Below are 20,980 nucleotides of genomic sequence, written 5' to 3'. Positions count from 1 at the left end.
CGCGGACGATCCTGCTGTCCGGCCCGGATCCGGAGACCACGGGGCCCCATCCCCGCCCTGCCCTACCCGCCCTGCCCCACCCGCGTTCCCTACCCGCCTTCCCCGCCCGCCTTCCCCGTCCCCGCCCCGCCCGGGGCCGTCGGCACCCGACCCGACCCGGCACCCGACCCGGCACCCGACCCGACCCGGCACCCGACCCGACCCGGCACCCGCCCCGGCCGTCGGCCGCTACTCGGCCTCGGCGAGCTCCACCAGCGCCGCCGCCGTCTCGGCCGGCCTGGAGAACATCGGCCAGTGCCCGGTCAGCACCTCGCGCAGCTCCCACTCCGGCCCGCCCAGCAGCGCGAAGTACGGGTGGCCGTCGGCGATCATCGCGCGGACCTGCTCCAGCGGGATGGAGCACGAGATCAGCGCCTTCGGCAGCTTCTCCGCCCCGCCGGTCAGCCGGACCGGATCGGTGAGCGTCCGGAGCGGCTGGTCGGTGGCCAGCTCGCGGAACCGGGCCAGCCCGGCCTCGTCGATCCCGTCGACACTGCCCCCGTTGGAGGCCAGCAGTTCCCAGGAGGGCAGCGGCAGGCGCCAGCCGTCGACCAGGGAGGCCTCCATCGCCTCGCGGTAGGCCGGTTCCCAGAGGTCGGCCAGCGCGACGCCGTCGTCGAGCGGCCCGGAGTCGACGAACACGACCCGCCGGATGCGCTCGGGCACCCGGTCGGTCGCACCGGACACGGCGACGGTGCCTCCACTGTGGGCGACCAGCACCACGTCCCGGAGGTCCTCCCGGACCAGCAGCTCGGTCAGGTCGGCGATGTGGCTCTCGGCACCGGTCTCGGCCGAGGCCTCGCCGGCCCGCGCGCCGAGGCCGGGCAGGGTCACCGCGTGGACGGTGTGACCGGCCGCGCGCAGCGGTTCGGCGACCGCGTCCCAGGCCCAACCGCCGAGCCAGAATCCGGGAACGAGTACGAAGGTGCTCATGATGGATCGATCCTCTCCGGGCAACCACGCCGTGCTTGCCTTGCTTGCGGTGCGCGGCCGTTGGCGCCCCGAGTGACCCGTGGGTGCCTGCCGCTGTCTCCGACCCTAGGATCGAATGCGGACAGAACGCGACCGGATTAACCGACGGGTTCCGACCGATCGATCCGGCCACCGGGAGGACGGCCGGAGGGCGGTCGAACCACGGCCGGACCACGGCCGGACGACAGCCGGACCGGGGCCGGGACACGGACGAGGGACCGCAGGCGGACCGCAGGCGGAGCAAGGGCCCCACGAGGGCCGAACGAGGGCCGCAGGAGGCCGGTACCGGCACCCGAGAAGGCCCGACGAAGGGACAGAAACGATGGACCACCCGGTCAGCCGCACCCTCGCCCTGCTGGAGCTGCTGCAGGCGCGACCCGGCCTCACCGGCGCCGAACTGGCCGAGCGGCTGGAGGTCGACGTCCGCACCGTCCGCCGCTACGCGACCCGGCTGGCCGACCTCGGCATCCCGGTCCAGGCCGAGCGCGGCCGCTACGGCGGCTACCGGCTGATGCCCGGCTTCCGGCTGCCGCCACTGATGCTCACCGGGGACGAGGCCGCCTCCGTGGTGCTCGGACTGCTGGCCGGCCGGCGGTCCGGCCTCTCGGTGGGGGAGCAGGCCGGGGAATCGGCGCTCGCCAAGATCCAGCGGGTACTGCCGCCGCAACTGCGCGAGCGCGTCGCGGCGGTCGAGCAGACGCTCGGCCTCACCACCGCACCCGCCACCGGCCCCACCCCGGCCGCCGCCGCACTGTTCACGCTCGCCGAGGCGGCACGCCGCCGCCGCCGGGTCCGGCTCGACTACCGGGACCGCGAAGGCGCCCCCAGCGAGCGCGAGTTCGACCCGTACGGGCTGGTCTTCCACTCCGGCCGCTGGTACACGACGGGACTCGACCACCGCAGCGGCGAACAGCGCACCTTCCGCCTCGACCGGATCCGGACCGCGGAACTGCGCGAGACCGGCTTCGACCCCCCGGCGGACGTCGACCCCGTCCAGCGGGTGCTGGAATCCCTCGCCTCGGTGCCCTGGACGCACGAGGTGGAGGTGCTGCTCACCACCACCCTCGCCGAGGCCCGCCGCCGGATCCCGCCCACCGCCGGCACCGTGACCGCCACCGAGGACGGCCGGGTCCTGCTGCGGGCCCGCGCACAGCAACTGGACGGCATGGCGGTCATGCTGGCCGGCCTCGGCTGGCCCTTCACCGTCCTGCGGCCGGACGAGCTGCGCGCCGAGGTGCGCGCCCTCGCCGCCCGCCTCACGGAGTGGAGCGGCACCGGACCGCCCGCCTGACCGCACGTCGGCGGGCCCCGGCGGCGTCCGAGGACACCACCGGGACCCACCGTCCGTCAGCGGCTCAGTACCTCGACACACCGGGACCCGCACCACGGGACCTCGCCGCACCGCCGCACGGGCACGCCCGCCACGCCGCCACGCCGGTCCGTCACCGGTGCCGGTCCGCCACCGGCGTCACTCCTGCGGGCCGCCGTTCTGCTCGGCCGCCACCTTCCGCTTCACCTCGTCCATGTCCAGCTTCCGGGCCTGGCCGATCAGGTCCTCGAAGACCGGCTCCGGCAGCGCGCCCGCCTGGGAGAAGACGAGCACGCCCTCGCGGATGATCGCCAGGGTCGGGATCGACTGGATGCCGAAGGCCGCGGCCAGCTCCTGCTGCGCCTCCGTGTCCACCTTGGCGAACACCAGGTCCGGGTGGCGCTCGGCGGCCTTCTCGAACACCGGCGCGAACTGCCGGCACGGGCCGCACCAGGCCGCCCAGAAGTCGATGAAGACGAAGTCCTTGCCCTCCTGACCGGGGACTACGTCGTCGAAGTTCTCCTTGGTCAGCTCGACCGTGCTGCTCATCTCGCGATTCCTGCCCTTCCGGTGGTGGCGGTCAAGGCCATGTGCCCGCGACAACGGCTGTCGTGCCCGCGCTATTCCGGCAATGATCCGCCGACGATACGGGCGGCCGGTGAACGGCCGGGCGGCCCGGACCGTACGGGAGGGTGTCCGGCACGGACGTGTCCACCCACCGACCGGGGAGCAGCCACCATGCGCAACACCAGTCGAACCGGAGAAGGCACCGGCGAGGGCACCGGAGCAAGCGGCAGAGCAGGAACAGGAGCAGGAGCAGGAGCCGGGGCAGGAGCCGGGGCAGGAGCCGGGGCAGGAGCCGGAGCCGGGGCAGGAAGAGGCGCACGTACCGGCGGAGGCACCCGGAGGACCGGCCGGACCGGCCGGATCGCGGTGCTCGCCGCATCCGGGCTGGCCGCGGCCGCCCTGGTGGCCGGCTGCGGATCGTCCGGCGGCACCCCGGCCGGACCGGCCGCACCGAGCACGCCGTCCACCGCCCCGACGGCCCCCGCCACCCCGGCCCCCGCCACCACCACCCTCCGCACCGCCACCGACGCGAAGCTCGGCACCGTCGTCACCGACGGCTCCGGATTCACCCTCTACCGCTTCGACCGGGACGGTGCCACACCCCCCACCTCCGCCTGCACCGGCTCCTGCACCGTGATCTGGCCACCCGCCCCCGCCGACGGGACCCCCACGGTCAGCGGCATCGACCCCGCACTCGTGGGCACCGTCACCCGCGTCGACGGATCCCACCAGCTCACCCTCGACGGATGGCCGCTCTACCGCTACGCCCCCGACGACAAGCCGGGCGACACCAAGGGCCAGGGCGTGGACGGCACCTGGTGGGCGGTGACCCCGTCCGGCGCCCGGGCGGCCGCCATGAGCGACCCCGGCAGCCCCGGTGGCTACTGATGCCCGGAGGCCCCGACCACCCCGGCGGCCGCGACGCCCCATGAGCGCCGCGGACCGCTCCACCCTCGACCCGGAGGCACGGGTGCGCAAGGATGGCGTCGTGACCGAGGAGGCTCCCGGCGGCGGCGGGACGGCCGCCCGCGGCGCGCCGGTCCCGGACGAGGAACTGATGCGCGCGCTCTACCACGAGCACGCCGGACCGCTCCTCGGCTTCGTGCTCCACCTGGTCGCGGGCGACCGCCAGCGGGCCGAGGACGTCGTGCAGGAGACGCTGCTCCGCGCCTGGCGCAACATCCACCGGCTCGACCCGGCCGCCGGCTCGCTGCGGCCCTGGCTGGTCACGGTCGCCCGGCGGATCGTCATCGACGGCCACCGCGCCGAGCAGGCCCGGCCGCACGAGGTGGACCCGGCCCCGCTGGAGCTGCTGCCCGCCGAGGACGAACTCGACCGCGCACTCGGGCTGATGACCATCGCGGAGGCACTCGGCGACCTCTCGCCCGCCCACCGCCAGGCCATCGTCGAGACCTACTTCAAGGGCCGCACGGCCGACGAGGCGGCCACCGAACTCGGCATCCCGCCCGGCACCGTGCGCTCGCGGCTGTTCTACGCGCTGCGCTCGCTCAGGCTCGCGCTGGAGGAACGGGGAGTGACATCGTGACACCGTCCGGGACCGGCCCCGCGCACGCCCCGCACCTCGACGCCGGCGCCTACGTCCTCGGGGCGCTGGACCCGCCCCGGCGTGCCGCCTTCGAAGCCCACCTGGCCGAGGGCTGCCCGCAGTGCGCCGAACAACTGGAGCAGCTGGGGCCGGTCGAAGCGCTGCTGGCCGGGTACGCGGCCGCCGTTCCGGCATCCGACCCGCTGCCCCGGCCGGATCCCGCGATGCTCGACCGGCTGGTCGCCGAAGTGGCCGCCGGCCGCCGGCGCGGACGGGTGCGGCGGCTGGTGCTGGTCGCCGTGGCGGCGGTGCTGGCAGTAGGAGGACCGGCGGTCACGGCCGCCGTGGTCACCGCCGACTCCACGCCCGGCGTGGTCGCCGTCGCGGCCCGGCAGTTCACCGCCACCGACCCGGGCACCGGCGCCCACGCCGTGGTCGGTGTCGACGGCGCCCCCTGGGGCACCCGGGTCACCCTCGAACTCTCCGGCGTCCAGGGGCCCCTGACCTGCGACCTGGTCGCCGTCTCGACCGCCGGCCAGCGCCAGACCGTCACCACCTGGAGCGTCCCCGCCACCGGCTACGGGGAGTCCACCGCCCTGCGCACCACCGGCGGAACCGCCTTCCCACCCGCCGACCTCGACCACTTCGAGGTCCGCACCCTGGACGCGGGCACCCTCCTCGTCTCGGTCCCCGCCCGCTCGGCCTGACCGATCCGCCGGGTCGGTCCGCCGCGCGCCCCGGCCCGGGCCTGCCACCTCCCGTTCGTCGACTCCGCGCCGACCGCGACCGAGCCGCCAGCCTCCGGGCCCGTCCCCGGCCTCGGCCCGGCCTCGGCCCGGCCTCGGCCCGTCGGCAGAGGGCGCCCGGCGCCTGCCCCGGCCTGCCGCCGCCACGTCGTACCGGGCCCACTCGTCTGGCCTCGGCCCGGTTTCGGCCCGCCGGGCCTGTCGGCGGAGGGGTGCGTCTGGGGCTGTCGCCGTTACGCCCCACCTGGGCTCGCCCGTCTCCGGTCTTGGCCCGCTCTCGGTTCGCCGAGCCTGCTGGCGGAGGACTGCGTCCGGTGCCCGCCCCGTCCGGTCCCGGGGTCGTCGCCGTGACGCCCTACCGGGCTCACTCGTCCCCGGCCTTGAGTCGGTTTTGTTGTGTCGGGCCCGTTGGCGGAGGGGGTGCGTCTGGGGCTGTCGCCGTCACGCCCCACCCGGGCTCGCCCGTCTCCGGTCTTGGCCCGCTCTCGGTTCGCCGAGCCTGCTGGCGGAGGACTGCGTCCGGTGCCCGCCCCGTCCGGTCCCGGGGTCGTCGCCGTGACGCCCTACCGGGCCCACTCGTCCGGCCTCGGCCCGGTTTCGCCCCGCCGAGCCCGCCGACAGGGGGCTGCATCCGCCCCGCCCCGCCCCGGGCCGTCGCCACGCCCTACCGGGCCGACCCGTCGTCGCTTTGCCTCGGCGGTGGCAGAGGGCTGCGCCCGGCGCCAGCCCCAGGCCCTACCGGGCCCACCCGTCGTGTTCGCGGCGGCGTCCCCTGCCCGCGACCGCCCGTGCGGACCGGTCCGCGTCCGCCGCGATCCGGGCGAGCGCCCGTGCGCAGCGGCGCGCGAAGAGGCCCTGGGCGAGGGGGAGGAGAGGGCCGGCGAGGCGGGCGTACCAGCGGTGCGGACGGCTGAAGGCGTTGACGGTGAACCAGACGATCCGGTCCGGGCCCATCTCGACCACGAACGTCTCCTCACCCACCGCCAAGTGGCCGCGTCGGGTGCCGTAGGTGAAGCCGTAGCGGTCCGAGTCGGCGGTGCCGTCGGCGCCGTCGGTGCTCCAGACCACCCGGCAGGGGGCGCCCGCCCGGAACGGGCCGAGGCCGATGGCGCACCGGACGGCGGTCCCCGGGGCGGCCCGGTCGGCCTCGGCGGTGATGCGGACGCCTGCCGCGCGGTGCATCCGCCAGCCGAGCAGGGCGTTGCCGGCGGCGTCCAGCGCGGCGCGGCCGCGGCCGATCGGGGCCCGGTGGCGGAGGTGGTTGTAGCCGGCGGGCAGGGGGCGGCCGAGGGCGGTGCTGGCGCCGATCTCGGGGTAGTTCAGGTCGTTCGGGGGCTGGGTGGTGGTCATCGGCCGTGTTCCTGGAGGTGGGGGAGGGCCAGGCGGCGCCAGGCGAGCAGCGAGCAGAGCGCGAAGCCGAGCGCGTTGCCGACGCCGTGGGTGGCGGCCATCCAGCCGAGGGTGGGGTGGGGGATTCCGGAGGCCTCGCCGAGTGCCCACCAGAGGGCGAGCAGCATGGTGGCGGCGAGCACGGTGCCGGAGACGGCGAGCAGGGCGGAGGTGGTGCGGTGCCGGTCCCCGTCGGCGCGACCGGCGGCGTCCTGAGCGGTGCTGCCGGTGCCCGCACGGCCGTCGCCGCCGGTTCCGCCGCCGGTTCCTCCGTCGATGCCGACGCCGGTACCGGTGCCCTCGCCGGTTCGGGCGCGGGGGCGCAGGTCGCGCCAGGTGAGGAGGCCGACCAGCCACATGCCGGTGGTGAGGACGACGGCGCCGACCAGTTCGGCCCAGTCGCCGACGAAGTAGCCGGCCAGGACGAGGAGGGTGCCGAGGGGCACGCTGAGCGCGCCCCAGCGGGCGGTCCGGCTGTCCGGCACGGCCCGGCAGACGAGTCCGGCGACCAGGGCGGCGGTGAAACCGGCGTAGTGGAAGTGCGGGACGGTCAGGGCGAGGATGTCGAGGTCGAATCCGAACAGCTCGTGTCCCGAGCGCTCCGCGACCAGGGCGAGCCCGGCCACCGAGGGCGTGGCGAGGGCGGTGAGCACGGCGATCTCGTGCGGGGCGAGCGAGCGGGTGCGGGCGAGCCGGACCGGGGCGTGTGCGGCGAGGGCCAGCGTGCCGAGTGCGTACAGGGCGGCGCTGCCGGTGGCGAGCCCGCCGCGCGGCAGCCAGAGCGAGAGTGCGCCGGGGACGGCGGCGAGCGGCCAGTACCGGCGCAGGCGGATGAGGCCGGGCTCGTCGATCAGGGTGAGGCCGAGCGGGATCACCGCGCCCATGCCGAGCAGGACCAGCAGGTCGACGAGTTCGACGGTGCCTCGTCCCATGGCCGCCGCACCCCCTCCATTGAACGTGTTCAAATGCTTGCGCCGTGACTCTACGCCGCACGTTGAACGCGTTCAAGTTCCCCGGAAGGACTTTGCAAAGCCGCTCGCAGCACTTTGCAAAATGCTTTGCAAAGTGCTGCCCTGGTGTTCCCGGTGGGGGCGGCGCACCCTGGAGGAGTAACCGGACGAGGAACGACCGCCGGAGGTGATCCGCCATGCAGACGCTGGTCGGCTGGCACATCGAGATGGAGTTCCGCGAGGAGGGGCCGCGCACGGCGGCCGCCGCCCTGCTGAGACTCGGCGACGGGACCGAGGTGCGCGCCCACGGCTACACCAGCCGCCACCCGTCCGATCCGGAACAGCTCCGGGTCGGCGAGGAGATCGCGGCGGCGCGGGCGCTCAACGACCTCGCCTCCCAGCTCCTCACCAAGGCCCACGGCGAGATCCAGGCCGTCAGCCCGATCCCGACCCACCCGCTGACGTGACGGCGCCGGGCGAGGCCACGGGGCCGGGCAGGCCGGAGGGCCGAAGTCCGCGCATCCCGCTGATCTGTCCGCGCTGCGGGCACGAGCAGCGGGTGGTGCCGGGCGGTCCCGGGCACGCGGTGAAGGTCGTTCACGTCGGTACCGGCCAGGAGGCCTGTGAGCCGGGCGACCTGGCCCGCGCGCCCGAGGACGGCGTGGGCTGACGCGCCACCACCGCGCCGCCCCGCGCCGGACCGCTGCACCGCGCCGACCGCCGGGCGCGCACGGGGACGGGCGGGCGAAGGGCGTACGGGCAGGCAGCGGGCGGCCGCCGGACCGAAGGGCGCGGCGTCCGGAGGGAGGCCGCGCCCCGGGCGGCGGAACGCCCGGAGACCGCGCGCCCGGGTGCCGCACGCCCCCGGCCCGAACCCGGGGCGGCCTCAGTTCGGGCAGTACGTGCCCGGGAGCTGCCACTCCGGACCGATCAGCCGCTGCTCCAGCTCGTTGAGCGTGATCCGGATGCCGATCGTGCCCGCCAGCCCGAGCCGCATCCGGCTGCGGGCCAGTGCGACGAGGGCCGGCAGCCCGTACTTGTTGATCAGCGAGGTGCGGTAGCGGGCGGTGTCGTCCTCGTCGCAGACGGCCGCGCGGGCCGGGAGTTGACGCCCGGTCGGGCGCCCGTGGGCGTCGCACGGGCCGATGAGGACCTTGGGGTGGCGGCGGATGCGGTCGGCGTCGCCCGAGTGCACGGGCGTCCAGAGGCCGAGCGCCGTTCCGTCGGCGACCACCCAGCTCTGCGAGTGCACCTGGCGGCCGTCGGCGCTGAAGGTGGTGAGCAGGAGGTACCTGCTGTCGGCGAGCTGCTCGGTACGGTCGTGCACGATGTCCTCCCTCGGGGAGTCGGACGGTTCGTGGTTGGTCGGTCGGTGGCGGCGGGGCCGGGGCGGGCCGTGTCAGCGGCCGTGGCCCCCGGTGGTTCCGTGGTACTCGTCGGCGGTGGGCTTGGCGATCCTGCTGCCCTCGCCGTGCAGCCCACGGGACAGCCTCGCACGGGTGCGCTCCAGCGCCCCGGAGGGGTGGGCGACTCCATTCTCGTCCACGGGGGCGGGCAGTTCGAGGGGGCGCGGCTGCTCGTGGGCGGTGAGCCGGTGCAGTTCGGCGGGCGCGAGCGGGGCGTGCACCTCCACGAACTCGCCGTGCGGCAGGCGCTTGACGACGCCGGTCTCGCGGCCGTGCAGCACCTTCTCCCGGTCCCTCCGCTGGAGGCCGAGGCACCAGCGCTTGGTGACGGCGAAGACGACCACGGGGACGACGAGGAATCCCACCCGGACGGCGTAGGTGATGGAGTTGAGCGACAGGTGCAGACGGGTGGCGATCAGGTCGTTTCCGCCGCCGGCGAGCATCACCAGGTACAGCGAGATCCAGGCCGCGCCGAGGGCGGTCCGGACCGGTGCGTTGCGCGGCCGGTCGAGCAGGTGGTGTTCGCGCCGGTCGCTGGTGGCCCAGCTCTCCACGAACGGGTAGAGGGCGATCGCGCCGAGGATGACGGGGAAGAGCGTGAACGGGATCAGTACGCCGAGGTTGAGGGTGTGGCCCCCGAGGCCGATCTCCCAGCCGGGCATCACCCGGATGAGTCCCTCGGCGAAGCCCATGTACCAGTCGGGCTGGGCGTCGGTGGACACCTGGTCGGGGCGGTACGGGCCGTACGCCCAGATCGGGTTGATCGTGGCGAGCGCCGACATCAGCGCGATGACGCCGAAGACGAGGAAGAAGAAGCCGCCGGCCTTGGCCGCGTAGACCGGCATCAGCGGCATGCCGACGACGTTCCTCTCCGTCCTGCCCGGTCCCGCCCACTGGGTGTGCTTGTGGTGGAAGACCAGGATCAGGTGGGCCACCAGCAGCGCGACCATGACGCCCGGGATCAGCAGCACGTGGAGGGTGAAGAACCGCGGCACGATGTCGTGGCCGGGGAACTCGCCCCCGAACAGGAACATCTGGACGTACGTGCCCACCAGCGGGATCGCCAGGACCACACCCTCGACGAAGCGGATGCCGGTGCCCGAGAGCAGGTCGTCGGGGAGCGAGTAGCCGAGGAAGCCGTCCATCATGCCGAGGAAGAGCAGCAGGAAGCCGAAGAGCCAGTTGATCTCGCGCGGCTTGCGGAACGCGCCGGTGAAGAAGACCCGCATCATGTGGACGAACATGGCGGCGACGAAGACGACGGCCGCCCAGTGGTGGATCTGCCGGATCAGCAGGCCGCCGCGCACCTCGAAGCTGATGTCCACGGTCGAGGCGTAGGCCTCCGACATGGGGACGCCCTTGAGCGGGACGTACGAGCCGGCGTAGACGACCTCGCCCATCGAGGGCTTGAAGAACAGCGTCAGCCAGACGCCGGTCAGGATGATGATGAGGAAGGTGTAGAGGCAGATCTCGCCCAGCATGAAGGACCAGTGGTCCGGGAAGATCTTGCGCAGGTTGGTCCTGGCCAGGGTGTAGATCCCCAGCCGGCCGTCCGCCCAGTCGGCGGCGCGCTGCCCCCGTCCGGCTCCGGGGCGGCTCTGATTCCGGGTCATGTCCACGCACCTCGGTCGAAGTGAATCGGGGAGCTGTCCCCGTTTCGAAGCTGGACCAAGAGTAAACGGGGAATGATCCCCACTTCTAGTGGGGGTCGGGGTCCGCCCGGTCGACCACTGCCACCCGGCCCCGCCCGCCCGCCGAACGGCGAACGGCCCGTCCCGTGTCCTCCCGGACACCGGACGGGCCGTAGCGCACCGTCGCTTCACCCCACGGGGGTCAGTGCACGAGCACCGGCACCTCGTTGCCGTTCACCGCACCCTCGCCCGCACCGTCCGCGGCCTGGTCGGGGCGACCGGCGTTGATCAGCGCGAAGGCGAGCGCGGCCGCCAGCACCAGGATCCCGAAGGACCACCAGATCGCGGTCGAGAAGCCGTGCACCATGCCCTGGAACTGCACCGCCTGGGCGGCGGCGGGGCTGGTCGCGGCGCCCATGTGGGCCGCCAGCCAGGTGGTGGTGGCGCTGGCCGCGATGGTGTTCAGCAGAGCGGTGCCGATGGCGCCGCCGACCTGCTGCGAGGTGTTGACCATGGCGGAGGCCACGCCGGCGTCGCGCGGCTGGACGCCGTGCGTGGCGAGGCTCATCGCCGGCATGAACGCGGTGCCCATGCCGAGGCCCATCAGGACCAGACCGGGCAGGATCAGCGCCGGGTAGGAGGTGTCCACGCCGATCTGGGTGAGGAGCAGCATGCCGACCGAGGCGACCAGGAAGCCGGGCGCCATCAGGTACCGCGCCGGGACGCGGGTCATCAGGCGGGCGCCGATCTGGGTCGAGCCGGTGATCATGCCGGCCACCATCGGCAGGAAGGCCACGCCGGTCAGGACCGGGCTGTAGCCGAGCACGATCTGCAGGTAGTAGGTCAGGAAGAGGAACAGGCCGAACATGCCGATCACGGCCAGGCCCAGCGACAGGTAGACCCCGCCGCGGTTGCGGTCCAGGATGACGCGCAGCGGCAGCAGCGGCGCCTTCACCCGGGCCTCGACCGCGACGAACGCGGCCAGCAGGAGGGCGGCGGCGACGAACAGGCCGATCGTCATGCCGGAGGACCAGCCGTCCGACTCGGCCCGGGTGAAGCCGTAGACCAGGGCGACCAGGCCGGTGGTGACGAGGATGACGCCGGGGACGTCGAGGCGGTTGCGGTTGCGGCCCTCGGCCGGCTCGCGGATCACCATGACGGCACCGATGGCGGCGGCCACGGCGAACGGGATGTTGACGAAGAAGGTCCAGCGCCAGTTCAGGTACTCGGTCAGCAGGCCGCCGAGGATCAGGCCGATCGCGCCGCCACCGCCGGCGATGGCGCCGTAGATGCCGAACGCCTTGGCGCGCTCCTTGGCCTCGGTGAACATGACGGCCAGCAGCGAGAGCGCGGCGGGCGCGAGCAGTGCGCCGAAGACGCCCTGGAGGGCGCGGGCGCCGAGCAGCATGGCGGTGTTGGCGGCGGCGCCGCCCAGCGCGGAGGCGAACGCGAAGCCGGCCAGGCCGACCACGAAGGTCCGCTTGCGGCCCCAGAGGTCCGCCACCCGGCCTCCGAAGAGCAGCAGGCCGCCGAAGGCCAGCGCGTACGCGGTGATCACCCACTGGCGGTTGCCGTCGGTGATGCCCAGGTCCTGCTGGGCGGAGGGCAGGGCGATGTTCACGATGGTGGCGTCGAGGACGACCATCAGCTGTGCGAGCCCGATGAATATCAGGGCCTTCCAGCGCCTCGGATCGGGCTGGGTGGCGGGCGGGGTGTCGGTTTTCGGCATGGAGGTACTCACTTCACGGTGCGAGGTGTGCGGATCGGTGCGAGCGGGCGCGCGGAGGTGGCCGCGCGGTGGTCCCGCGGTGACGGTTCAGGTGGCTCGGCGGCTCAGTGGTCGGTGTGGAAGTCCTCGAAGGTCGCGGCCCGGCCGGGCAGGGTGGAACGCGCGGGCGCCCGCATACCGTCCAGGAACAGTTGCAGGTGCCGGTGGACGAACTCGTCCAGCACGTGGCAGGAGGTGCCCGGCAGCGGGCGGGTGAGCTGGCTCATGGCGATGAACAGGTCGCCGTGGTCGACGTCCGTGCGCAGTTCGCCGGCCGCCTTCGCGCGGTCCAGCAGACCGCCGACGACACTCATCAGGCGTTCCCGGGCCTCGGTCAGCGCCGGGTCGAACATGTCGACCCGGTTGGTCAGCATCGGGCAGAGCGCGCCGACCTTCTCGTCGACGGTCCGGTGCGCGAAGCGCTGGAGTGCGTCGAACGGGCCGGTGCCCTCGGCGACCGCCGTCTCGGCGATCCCCACGATGCGGTTCTTGACGAGCAGCGCGACCTCGCGGATGAGCGCCGCCCTGGTCGGGAAGTTCCGGTAGAGAGTAGCGTTTCCGACGCCGGCGCGCTTGGCGATTTCGTCCAGCGGTGCGTCCGCACCGTGCTCGACGAAGGCGTCCCGGGCCGCGAGGACGATCCGCTCACGGTTCCGGCTCGCGTCCGCGCGCAGCTTGGGTGCGCGGACCGGCGGCTCCGTGGCGTGGGTCGGCTCGACGGCGGCGGTACTCACTCTGTGCTCCTCCCGGGTTCCGGGGAGTCTCTCCCCGGTTAGTCCTACGAAGAGCCAAACGGGGAATCCGTCCCCGGAAATTTCGCCATCCCGTGTGACCTGCGTCACATCGTGGACGGGGCCTCCTGCCGGTGGCGCACGGCGGGCGGGCGGGGGGATCCCCGGTGGTCCCGGACGGTCTCCACGGGGCCTTCGGGAGGGGCGGGGGAGTGCGGGAGGCGGCCGTGGCGGGCTCGGCCGGTCCTCCGGTCGAGCCCGCCACGGCCGCCTGGGGCGGGTCGCTTCCGCCGGTGCGCGGGGCCGCGCCGGTTCACCCGGCCGGGTGACCCTCCGCACTGCCCGCCAGTGCCACCGGCCGACGGAGCGGGATCTCGAAGTGGACGGTGGCCACGCCGGGTCCGTGCTCGCCGGTCGGGCGGGCGTCGTAGACCTCCTCCGCGAGGCTGCGCCAGAACGCCTCGGCGCCCGGGACGGCGGTGTTGGTGTGCAGGTAGAGCCGCCGGTAGCCGCCCTCGAAGGCGGCGAACTCGCAGGCCCGGCGGACGAGTTCGCGGGCCAGGCCGTGCCGGCGGTGTTCGGCCCGGACGTACACCCGGACCAGCTGTGCGGTGGTGCCGGACGGGTAGCGCTCGGCGATCTCGCGCGGGTGCGGCGGGTGGGCCGGCCCGGTGGAGTGCAGTGCGGTGGTGGCCACCACCTCGCCGTCGCGGACGGCGACCAGGAGCGCGTGCCGGGGGTGGTCGAGGTAGTGCCCCTGGAGGTCGACCACGTCGGCGTGCCAGGCGGGCACGTAGCCGTAGCCGAACTCGCGGTAGAAGGTGTCGAGGATCAGTCGGCGCGCGCCCGGGACGTCCGAGGGCACTGCATGCCGGACCAGATAAGGATCGTGACGGTTCATCAGGAATCTCCGACGGATCGGGCCGGGGTGGGGTGGCTGTCAGCGTACATGAAAACCACTTTCATCTAACGCGGCGACGGAAGTCGGTCCCGGCGTGTTGAAAATGAAAACGAATCCCGTTACGTTCCTCTCGCGGCCTGCCGAATCCCGGCGTGCCGCCGTGTCTGCGTGTCCGTCGAGAGGGAGAGTCGTGGCGCATCTGCTGGTGATCGAGAGCTGGGTCGGCTCCATGAGCAGGTTGCTGCCGAGGGCGCTGGGGGAGAACGGCCACCGCTTCACCTTCCTCACCCGCGACCTGCACCACTACCTGCGCGCCGCCGTCCCCGCCGACGGCCCCCACCCGCTGCTCGCCGCGGAGAACGTCCTCACCGCCGACACCAACGACCCGGCCGTGCTGCTCCCGTACGCCGAGCGGCTGCACGGGCTGCTCGGCTTCGACGGGGTGCTCTCCTCCTGCGACTACTACCTCCCGCAGGTCGCCCGGGTGGCCCGCCGGCTCGGACTCCCCGGGCCGGACCCGGAGGCGGTCACCGCCGCCTGCCGCAAGGACCTCACCCGCCGCACCCTCGCCGGGGCCGGCGTCCCCGGGCCCGCGTACGCGCTCTGCGCCGACCGCGAGCAGGCCCGCGCCGCCGCCCGGGCGATCGGCTACCCGCTGGTCGTCAAGCCGGTCGACCTGTGCGCCGGGATGTTCGTCCGGGAGGTCGCCGACGAGGCCGCACTCCTCGCGGCGATCCGGGCGCTGGAGTCCTTCCCGGTGAACGCGCGCGGCCAGCGCCGGGAGCCGTCGGTGCTGATCGAGGAACTGCTCACCGGCCCCGAGGTCAGCGTCGAGACGGTCTCCGCCGACGGCGTCGCGCACGTCGTCGGGATCACCGACAAGAGCGTCGGCGGCGCGCCCGCGTTCGTCGAGACCGGGCACATGTTCCCCGCCCCGCTCGACCCCGCCGACGCGGCGGCCGCGGCCGGCACCGCCGTCGCGGCGCTCACCGCGCTCGGCCTCGACCAGGTCGTCGCGCACACCGAGATCAAGCTGACCCCCGCCGGGCCCCGGGTGGTCGAGGTCAACCCGCGCCCGGCCGGGAACCGGATCACCGAGCTGGTCCGGCGGGTCACCGGGGTGGACCTCGCCGCCGCAGCCGTCGACGTCGCCCTCGGCCGCCGCCCCGACCTGGCCGTCCACCCCACCGGCGTCGCCAGCGCGGCGATCGCCTTCCTGGTCCCCGGCGAGTTCCCGGTCCCCGGGGAGGGGCGCGCGGGCCTGCTGGACGGCTTCGACGGCGAGGCCGCGGTGCGCCTCGACCCGGCGGTGGTCGAACTCAGCCTCGCCGGGCCCGGTCGCGAGGTGCGGCCCGCCACCAGCAACAACGAGTACCTCGGCCACGTCATGACCGCCGACACCGGCGGCCCCGGCGCCCGCGGCGCGGCCGAACGGCTGCTCGCCGGGCTGAGTCCCCGGTACGCGGCCGCCGACTGTCCGGCCGAGCCCGCGGCGGTGCCCGCATGAGCGCCCCCGCCCCCGCGCCCGGCCTCGTCCCTGTGCCCGGTCCTGCTTCCGCACCCGCTCCCGGCCCCGGTTCGGGCACCCCCGCCTCCACCGCCCCCGCCGCCGTGGCCGGCTCCGCGTTCGACCTGGTCGCCGACCGGGCCCGCGCCGGGGCGTACGGGCCCGACCCGGCCGGCCTGCGGATCGCCCTCGCCTTCACCACCGCGCAGGCCGTCCGGCACGCGGGCCGGGCCCGGGGCTACCGCAACGAGGTGCTCAGCCTCCGGCTCGACGCCGCCGTCGGCTCCTGCGCCGTCGAACCCGGCGACCTGCCCGCCGACACGCCCACCGACTGCGTCGGCGCCACCGTCGCCGAGCTGCTCGACCACCCGCTGCCCGCCGTCCGGGTCGCCGCGCTCGACGCCTACCTCGGCCACTGCCGGCCCCACGCCGCCGCGCCCGGCGCCCGGCCGGTCACCCTGCCGGGCGGCTCCTCCCTGGAGAAGTCCCGCGCCCGGGCCGCCGCCGTGGTCCGGCTGCTGCCGCTCGCCGAGGTCCGCCGGGTGCTGGTCGTCGGCGTCGTCAACTCCCTCCTGGAACAGCTTCGTTCGCGAGGCGTCGGCTACCTCCCGTGCGACCTCAAGGGCGGCGCCACCGAGTGGGGCGAGCCCGTGCACGCCGATGCCACCGCCCGGCTCGACGACTGCGACGCGATCCTCGCCTCCGGCATGACCCTCGGCAACGGCACCCTGGACCCGCTGCTCGCCCACGCCCGCGCCACCGGCAAACCCCTCGTGCTGTTCGCCCAGACCGGCAGCGCGGTGCTGCCCCGGCTGATCGGCGACGGGGTCACCGCCGTCAGCGCCGAGCCCTACCCCTTCTTCTGGCTCGACGGCGGCCCCACCGTCCTCCACCTGTACGGGGGCGGAGCCCGGTGACCGCCCTGCTCGACTCCGGCGCGGCCCTCGGCAACCCCGCCCTGCTGCCACTGCTCGGCCGCACCCCGCTGGCCCGGATCACCACCCCGCTGCCGCACCCGCACCCCGGCTTCTGGGCCAAACTCGAAGGACTCAGCGCGGGCGGCATGAAGGCCCGCTCCGCCGTCGCCATGCTCCGCGGCGCCCACGCCCGCGGCGAACTCCGCCCCGGTGCCACGGTGGTGGAGTCCACCTCGGGCACCATGGGCATCGGTCTTGCCTTCGCCGGACAGGCGCTCGGCCACCCCGTGGTGCTGGTCGGCGACACCGAACTCGAAACGTCCATGCGGCAGTTGCTGCGCGCGTACGGTGCCCGCCTGGAGCTGGTCGACCGGCCCGCCCGGCGCGGCGGCTGGCAGGCCGCCCGGCTCGGACGGCTGCACGAGGTGCTCGACCGGCTGCCCGGCGCCTACTGGCCCGACCAGTACAACAACCCCGACAACGCCGCCGGTTACCTGGCCATGGCCCAGGAGATCACCGCCGACCTCGACCACCTCGACGTCCTGGTCTGCAGCGTCGGCACCGGCGGGCACAGCGCCGGCCTCGCCGGGGAGCTGCGCCGCCGGTGGCCGCGGCTGCGGATCATCGGCGTCGACTCGGTCGGCTCCACCATCTTCGGGCAGCCCGCCCGGCCCCGGCTGATGCGCGGCCTGGGCAGTTCCATCCACCCGCGCAACGTCGCCCACCAGGCCTTCGACGAGGTCCACTGGGTCGGCCCCGCCGAGGCGGTCGACACCTGCCGGCGGCTGGCCCGGGGCGCCTTCGTCAGCGGTGGCTGGTCCACCGGCGCGGTGGCCCTGGTCGCCGCCTGGGCCGCCCGGGTCCACCCCGGCGCCGCCGTGGCCACCGTCTTCCCCGACGGTCCGCACCGCTACCTCGGCACGGTGTACGACGACGCCTTCTGCCGGCGGAACGGCCTGGACGCCGATCGGGCGGCGCTCCGCCCGATCGAGATCCCGCACCCGGAGGCCGTGGAGGTCACCGGCTGGGCGCGCTGCCGCACCGGTGGCGCCCGCCCTGCCGCCGTGGTGGCGCCCGCCCCCGCCGCAGCGGCCACCGTCCCCGCCGGACCCGCCGTCCCGACCGCGCGTGCCGTGCCGCCGGTCCGGGCGGCCACCGGCCCCGGCCCCGCCCCCGGCGGCGACGCCGCACGAACCGAGGAGGACCGATGAGGCTCGACGTCCGCACCGTACGGCTCCGGCTCGCCGAGCCGCTGCGGATCTCCCGCTCGGTCACCACCGAACGCGACGCCGTCCAGCTCGCGCTCGGCCACGGCGGGCTGACCGGGCACGGCGAGGTGGTCAGCAGCGTCTACCTGCAACTGCCCACCGACCGGATCCGGCGCGAACTCGACGACCTGCGGCCCGGGTTGGAGCGGTTCCCGGACCCGGAGCAGGCGCTCGCCGAACTCCGCCTCGGCGCGGCCCCGTTCGGCGCTCTGCCGGCTGGTGTGCTGGCCGCCGTCGAGGCCGCACTGCTCGACCTGGTCGGCAAGCGGGCCGGAGAACCCGTCCACCGGCTGCTCGGCCGGGCCGAACCGGTGGCCGCCGCCACCGCCCGCACCATCGGCATCGAGCCGCCCGCGCGCGCCGCCGTCCAGGCCGCCCGGCTCGCCGACGCCGGGTTCACCGTGCTGAAGGTCAAGGCGGGCTCCGCCGACCCGGGCCTCGACCTCGTCCGGGTCCAGGCCGTCCACGAGGCCGCCCCGGACGCCCGGCTGCTGCTGGACCCCAACGGCGCCTGGACCCCGGAGCAGGCCCTCCGACTGCTGCCCGCCTTCGCGGCCACGGGCGTGCGGGCCGTGGAGCAGCCGATCGCCCCGGGCCGTCCCGACCTGCTCGCCGCCGTCGCCGAGCGGTCCCCGGTCCCGGTGATCGCCGACGAGGACGCCGTCGGCTACGAGGACGTCTGCCGGCTCGCCGGGCGGGTCCACGGCGTCAACCTCAAGCTCGCCAAGTGCGGCGGGGTCCATCAGGTGCTGCGGATCGAGGAGGCGCTGCGCGGCAGCGGCACCGAGCTGATGCTCGGCTGCCTGGCGGCGAGTTCGCTCGGCATCGCCCCGGCCGTCCACCTCGCCGACCGGGCCCGCTGGATCGACCTCGACGGGCACCTGCTGCTCGCCCACGACCCCTGGCAGGGCATCGGGGGCGCCGACGGCACCGTCCGCACCCCGGACCGGGCGGGCCTCGGCGTGCTGCCCGTCCCGGGGGCGGCGCCGGAGCCCGGCCGGGTGCCCGCCGCGGCCCGGGGCGTTCGGGCCGACGTCCGCCGCTCCGCCGACCGCGACCGCCCCGCCGACCGCGACCGCTCCGCCGACGCGGACCCCGCCGCCGACGCCGGGCGCTCGGGCGACGCCGACCGCTCCGCCGCCGCCCGCCGCCCCGCAGACGTCCGCCCGGTGGCCGGCCGGTGAGGATACTGCGCGCCGTACGGTCCTTCCCCCTGCCCGTACGGCTCCTGCTGGTCAACCAGCTCGGCGTCAACACCGGCTTCTACCTGCTCATCCCGTACCTGGCCGGTCATCTGGGCCACGACCTCGGGCTCTCCGCACTCGCCGTCGGCACCGTGCTCGGCCTGCGCAACCTCAGCCAGCAGGGCCTGTTCATCCTCGGCGGCTCGGCCGCCGACCGGCTCGGCGCGCGCCCCGTCATCATCGCCGGGTGCGCGCTGCGCAGCGTCGGCTTCGGGCTGTTCGCGCTCGGCGACTCGCTCGGCGTCCTGCTCGCCGCGTCCGCGCTCAGCGGGCTGGCCGGTGCGCTGTTCAACCCGGCCGTCCGGACGTACGTCGCGCACGAGGCCGCCGACCGGAAGGCCGAGGCGTTCGCGCTGTTCAGCATGTTCGCCACCACCGGCGCACTGGCCGGGCCGCTGCTCGGCACCGTCCTGCTGCTGGTCGACTTCCGGGCGGCCGCGCTCACCGCGGCCGGCATCTTCGCCGTGCTCACCGTCGCCCAGGCGCTCGCGCTGCCCGAGCGGGCCGTTCCGCCGCCACCGCGCGGAGTGCTCGCCGACTGGCGCGAAGTCGCCGCCGACCGCCGGTTCCTGGCGTTCTCGCTGGCCATGGTCGGCCTGTTCGGGATGGAGAGCCAGCTCTACCTCCTGCTGCCCGACGCCGCCCGGCGCGCCACCGGATGGGAGGGGGCGGTCAGCCTGGTCTTCCTGACCAGCACCGTCGCCAACCTGACCCTCCAACTCCGCATCACCACGAGACTCCAGAGGGACGGGCCGGCCACCCGCTGGATCCCGCTCGGCCTCGCGGTCGCCGCCACCGGCTTCCTGCTGCCGCTCGCCGCCCCCGGCCTGCCCGGCGTCCTGGGCGGGGTGCTGTTGCTCCAACTCGGCCTGATGACCGCCCAGCCGTTCGTGCTGGCGCTGATCCCCGCGTTCGGGAGGGCCGGTTTGACCGGCACCTACTACGGCCTCTACTACGTGGTCTCCGGCTTCGCCGCCGCCCTCGGCAACACCGCGGTCGGCCGGGCCATGGACAGTGCCGCCACCGCTCCGTGGCTGCTCTGCGCCGCGCTCGGCCTCGCCTCCGCCGCCGCTCTCGCCCGACTGCACCGCACCGGGCGGCTCCCCGTCCCCGCCCGACCTCTCCCCAGCGAGGCCCGATGACGCCCCGACCCGCATCGCCCCAGCCCGCATCGCCCCGACCCGCATCGCTCCAGCCCGCATCGACCCGACCCGGAACGGCCTCGCCCGCATCGCCCCAGCCCGCCCCGGCCGGTCCCGTCCCGCCGCAGCCGCCCCCGGGCGAGCACCGCAACCTGCTCACCGACGACCCGGAACTCTACGAACTCCGCTTCCCCGACCCGGGGTTCACCGCCGCCCGGTGGGCCGAGTCGGTGCTCCGCGAGTACGGCGCCGGACCAGACGTGCTCGACCTCGGCTGCGGCACCGGCCGGGACGCCGAATGGCTGCACCGCGCCGCCGGCCGGAGCGTCACCGGCCTGGACAGCTCCGCCACGATGATCGGGTACGCCCGCACCCGCCACCCCGGACCCGCCTACCACGTCGGCGACATGCGGACCTTCCACTTCGCGCCGGACCGGTTCGACGCGGCGCTCTGCCTGGACAGCGCGCTCCTCTACTGCCACACCAACGAGGACCTCGACGCCCTGCTCGGCCGGCTCGGCCGCCACCTGCGCCCCGGCGGCCTGCTGGTCGCCGAGATGCGCAACGGCGCGTTCTTCCTCGGCCGCACCGAACTCCTGGACGCCCCGCGGGTCGACACCGTCACCCGCGACGGCGTCACCCACACCTCGCACACCACCCTGTGGATCGACCGCGCCGGCCAGTTGCTGCGCCGCACCCGGACCTGGACCAGCGACGACGGCGCCGCGCCGGTCGAGCAGCACTCCGCCTGGCGGCTCCTCTTCCCGCAGGAACTGCGCCATCTGCTCGCCGCCCACGGCTTCACCGTGCTCGCCCTCTACGACCGCCCCGGCCCGCGCACCGAACCGCCCTGGACGGACGGCGACCGCCCCGCCGACAGCGCCGACGAGGACCGGATCCACCTGGTCGCCCGACTCGACCCCCGTGCAAGAAAGCGAAGTTGACCC

Annotated in this window: 19 protein-coding genes and 1 pseudogene; 11 read left to right on the top strand and 9 right to left on the bottom strand. The window is 75.0% G+C overall.

Features of this window, described 5'->3' with window-relative positions:
- Nucleotides 1–228: 228 nt before the first annotated feature.
- Nucleotides 229–972 (bottom strand): alpha/beta fold hydrolase, encoded by a 744-nt coding sequence (locus tag OG550_RS08265; protein ID WP_327676021.1) that lies wholly within the window; start codon nt 970–972, stop codon nt 229–231.
- 361 nt (nt 973–1,333) lie between these two features.
- Here OG550_RS08265 and OG550_RS08260 point away from each other — a divergent pair, with 361 nt between their 5' ends.
- Complete coding sequence (locus OG550_RS08260; RefSeq protein ID WP_327676020.1) at nt 1,334–2,302, top strand: helix-turn-helix transcriptional regulator; 969 nt, start codon at nt 1,334–1,336, stop codon at nt 2,300–2,302.
- Nucleotides 2,303–2,479: 177 nt separating this feature from the next.
- Here the strand turns inward: OG550_RS08260 and trxA are convergent, their stop codons facing one another.
- Nucleotides 2,480–2,869 (bottom strand): thioredoxin, encoded by a 390-nt coding sequence (trxA, locus tag OG550_RS08255; RefSeq protein WP_327676019.1) that lies wholly within the window; start codon nt 2,867–2,869, stop codon nt 2,480–2,482.
- 384 nt (nt 2,870–3,253) lie between these two features.
- Between trxA and OG550_RS08250 the strand changes: the two genes are divergently transcribed.
- From OG550_RS08250 to OG550_RS08240, 3 genes are read left to right on the top strand one after another with little or no spacing between them, the layout of a single operon-like run.
- Complete coding sequence (locus OG550_RS08250; RefSeq protein ID WP_327676018.1) at nt 3,254–3,775, top strand: COG4315 family predicted lipoprotein; 522 nt, start codon at nt 3,254–3,256, stop codon at nt 3,773–3,775.
- 40 nt (nt 3,776–3,815) lie between these two features.
- Nucleotides 3,816–4,433, top strand: coding sequence for a sigma-70 family RNA polymerase sigma factor (locus tag OG550_RS08245; protein WP_442905957.1), 618 nt, complete (start codon nt 3,816–3,818; stop codon nt 4,431–4,433).
- Nucleotides 4,430–5,140, top strand: a complete 711-nt coding sequence (locus OG550_RS08240; protein ID WP_327676017.1) for an anti-sigma factor family protein — start codon at nt 4,430–4,432, stop codon at nt 5,138–5,140. The genes OG550_RS08245 and OG550_RS08240 overlap by 4 nt, the downstream gene beginning before the upstream one ends.
- Before the next feature lie 774 nt (nt 5,141–5,914).
- On the opposite strand, the gene OG550_RS08235 is transcribed toward OG550_RS08240, so the two are convergent.
- Together OG550_RS08235 and OG550_RS08230 are read right to left on the bottom strand one after the other, a co-directional pair.
- Nucleotides 5,915–6,529 carry a DUF1990 family protein gene (locus tag OG550_RS08235; RefSeq protein WP_327676016.1) on the bottom strand — a complete coding sequence of 205 codons (615 nt, stop codon included), beginning with the start codon at nt 6,527–6,529 and terminating at the stop codon, nt 5,915–5,917.
- On the bottom strand, nt 6,526–7,500 hold the full coding sequence (locus OG550_RS08230; protein ID WP_327676015.1) for a YndJ family protein: 975 nt from the start codon (nt 7,498–7,500) through the stop codon (nt 6,526–6,528). Before OG550_RS08230 ends, OG550_RS08235 begins: the two co-directional genes overlap by 4 nt.
- A gap of 215 nt (nt 7,501–7,715) precedes the next feature.
- On the opposite strand from OG550_RS08230, the gene OG550_RS08225 reads away from it, so the two are divergent.
- Complete coding sequence (locus OG550_RS08225; RefSeq protein ID WP_327676014.1) at nt 7,716–7,985, top strand: DUF1876 domain-containing protein; 270 nt, start codon at nt 7,716–7,718, stop codon at nt 7,983–7,985.
- Between the two features lie 419 nt (nt 7,986–8,404).
- Here OG550_RS08225 and OG550_RS08220 read toward each other — a convergent pair whose 3' ends face one another.
- The 5 genes from OG550_RS08220 to OG550_RS08200 form a co-directional block, all read right to left on the bottom strand.
- Nucleotides 8,405–8,845, bottom strand: coding sequence for a PPOX class F420-dependent oxidoreductase (locus tag OG550_RS08220; protein ID WP_327676013.1), 441 nt, complete (start codon nt 8,843–8,845; stop codon nt 8,405–8,407).
- Between the two features lie 72 nt (nt 8,846–8,917).
- A complete protein-coding gene (qcrB, locus tag OG550_RS08215; RefSeq protein WP_327676012.1) occupies nt 8,918–10,537 on the bottom strand; it encodes a cytochrome bc1 complex cytochrome b subunit in 1,620 nt (539 codons plus the stop codon).
- A gap of 220 nt (nt 10,538–10,757) precedes the next feature.
- Nucleotides 10,758–12,284: an MFS transporter gene (locus tag OG550_RS08210; protein WP_327676011.1), complete on the bottom strand. Its 1,527-nt coding sequence runs from the start codon at nt 12,282–12,284 to the stop codon at nt 10,758–10,760.
- Nucleotides 12,285–12,388: 104 nt separating this feature from the next.
- Nucleotides 12,389–13,057 carry a TetR/AcrR family transcriptional regulator gene (locus OG550_RS08205; RefSeq protein WP_327676010.1) on the bottom strand — a complete coding sequence of 223 codons (669 nt, stop codon included), beginning with the start codon at nt 13,055–13,057 and terminating at the stop codon, nt 12,389–12,391.
- 310 nt (nt 13,058–13,367) lie between these two features.
- Entirely contained in the window at nt 13,368–13,955 is a 588-nt protein-coding gene (locus OG550_RS08200) for a GNAT family N-acetyltransferase (RefSeq protein WP_327676009.1), read from the bottom strand.
- A 190-nt stretch (nt 13,956–14,145) separates the two neighbouring features.
- Here OG550_RS08200 and OG550_RS08195 point away from each other — a divergent pair, with 190 nt between their 5' ends.
- From OG550_RS08195 to OG550_RS08170, 6 genes and pseudogenes are all read left to right on the top strand, one after another.
- Entirely contained in the window at nt 14,146–15,462 is a 1,317-nt protein-coding gene (locus OG550_RS08195; protein WP_327676008.1) for an ATP-grasp domain-containing protein, read from the top strand.
- Nucleotides 15,459–16,379: a Rossmann-like domain-containing protein gene (locus tag OG550_RS08190; protein WP_327676007.1), complete on the top strand. Its 921-nt coding sequence runs from the start codon at nt 15,459–15,461 to the stop codon at nt 16,377–16,379. Before OG550_RS08195 ends, OG550_RS08190 begins: the two co-directional genes overlap by 4 nt.
- A 5-nt stretch (nt 16,380–16,384) precedes the next feature.
- Nucleotides 16,385–17,590, top strand: coding sequence for a PLP-dependent cysteine synthase family protein (locus OG550_RS08185; RefSeq protein WP_442906138.1), 1,206 nt, complete (start codon nt 16,385–16,387; stop codon nt 17,588–17,590).
- Nucleotides 17,587–18,633 (top strand): annotated as a pseudogene (locus OG550_RS08180) (dipeptide epimerase); the annotation flags it as partial. The gene OG550_RS08185 and the pseudogene OG550_RS08180, both read left to right, overlap by 4 nt.
- Before the next feature lie 194 nt (nt 18,634–18,827).
- Nucleotides 18,828–20,033, top strand: a complete 1,206-nt coding sequence (locus tag OG550_RS08175; protein ID WP_327676004.1) for an MFS transporter — start codon at nt 18,828–18,830, stop codon at nt 20,031–20,033.
- Nucleotides 20,030–20,977, top strand: a complete 948-nt coding sequence (locus tag OG550_RS08170; protein WP_327676003.1) for a class I SAM-dependent DNA methyltransferase — start codon at nt 20,030–20,032, stop codon at nt 20,975–20,977. Before OG550_RS08175 ends, OG550_RS08170 begins: the two co-directional genes overlap by 4 nt.
- Nucleotides 20,978–20,980 lie beyond the last annotated feature (3 nt).

Origin of the sequence: Kitasatospora sp. NBC_00458 (assembly GCF_036013975.1) — a bacterium.
Classification (GTDB): Bacteria; Actinomycetota; Actinomycetes; order Streptomycetales; family Streptomycetaceae; genus Kitasatospora.
Note: the sequence above shows the minus strand (reverse complement) of the source record. Positions and strands in the feature narration are given on the sequence as shown.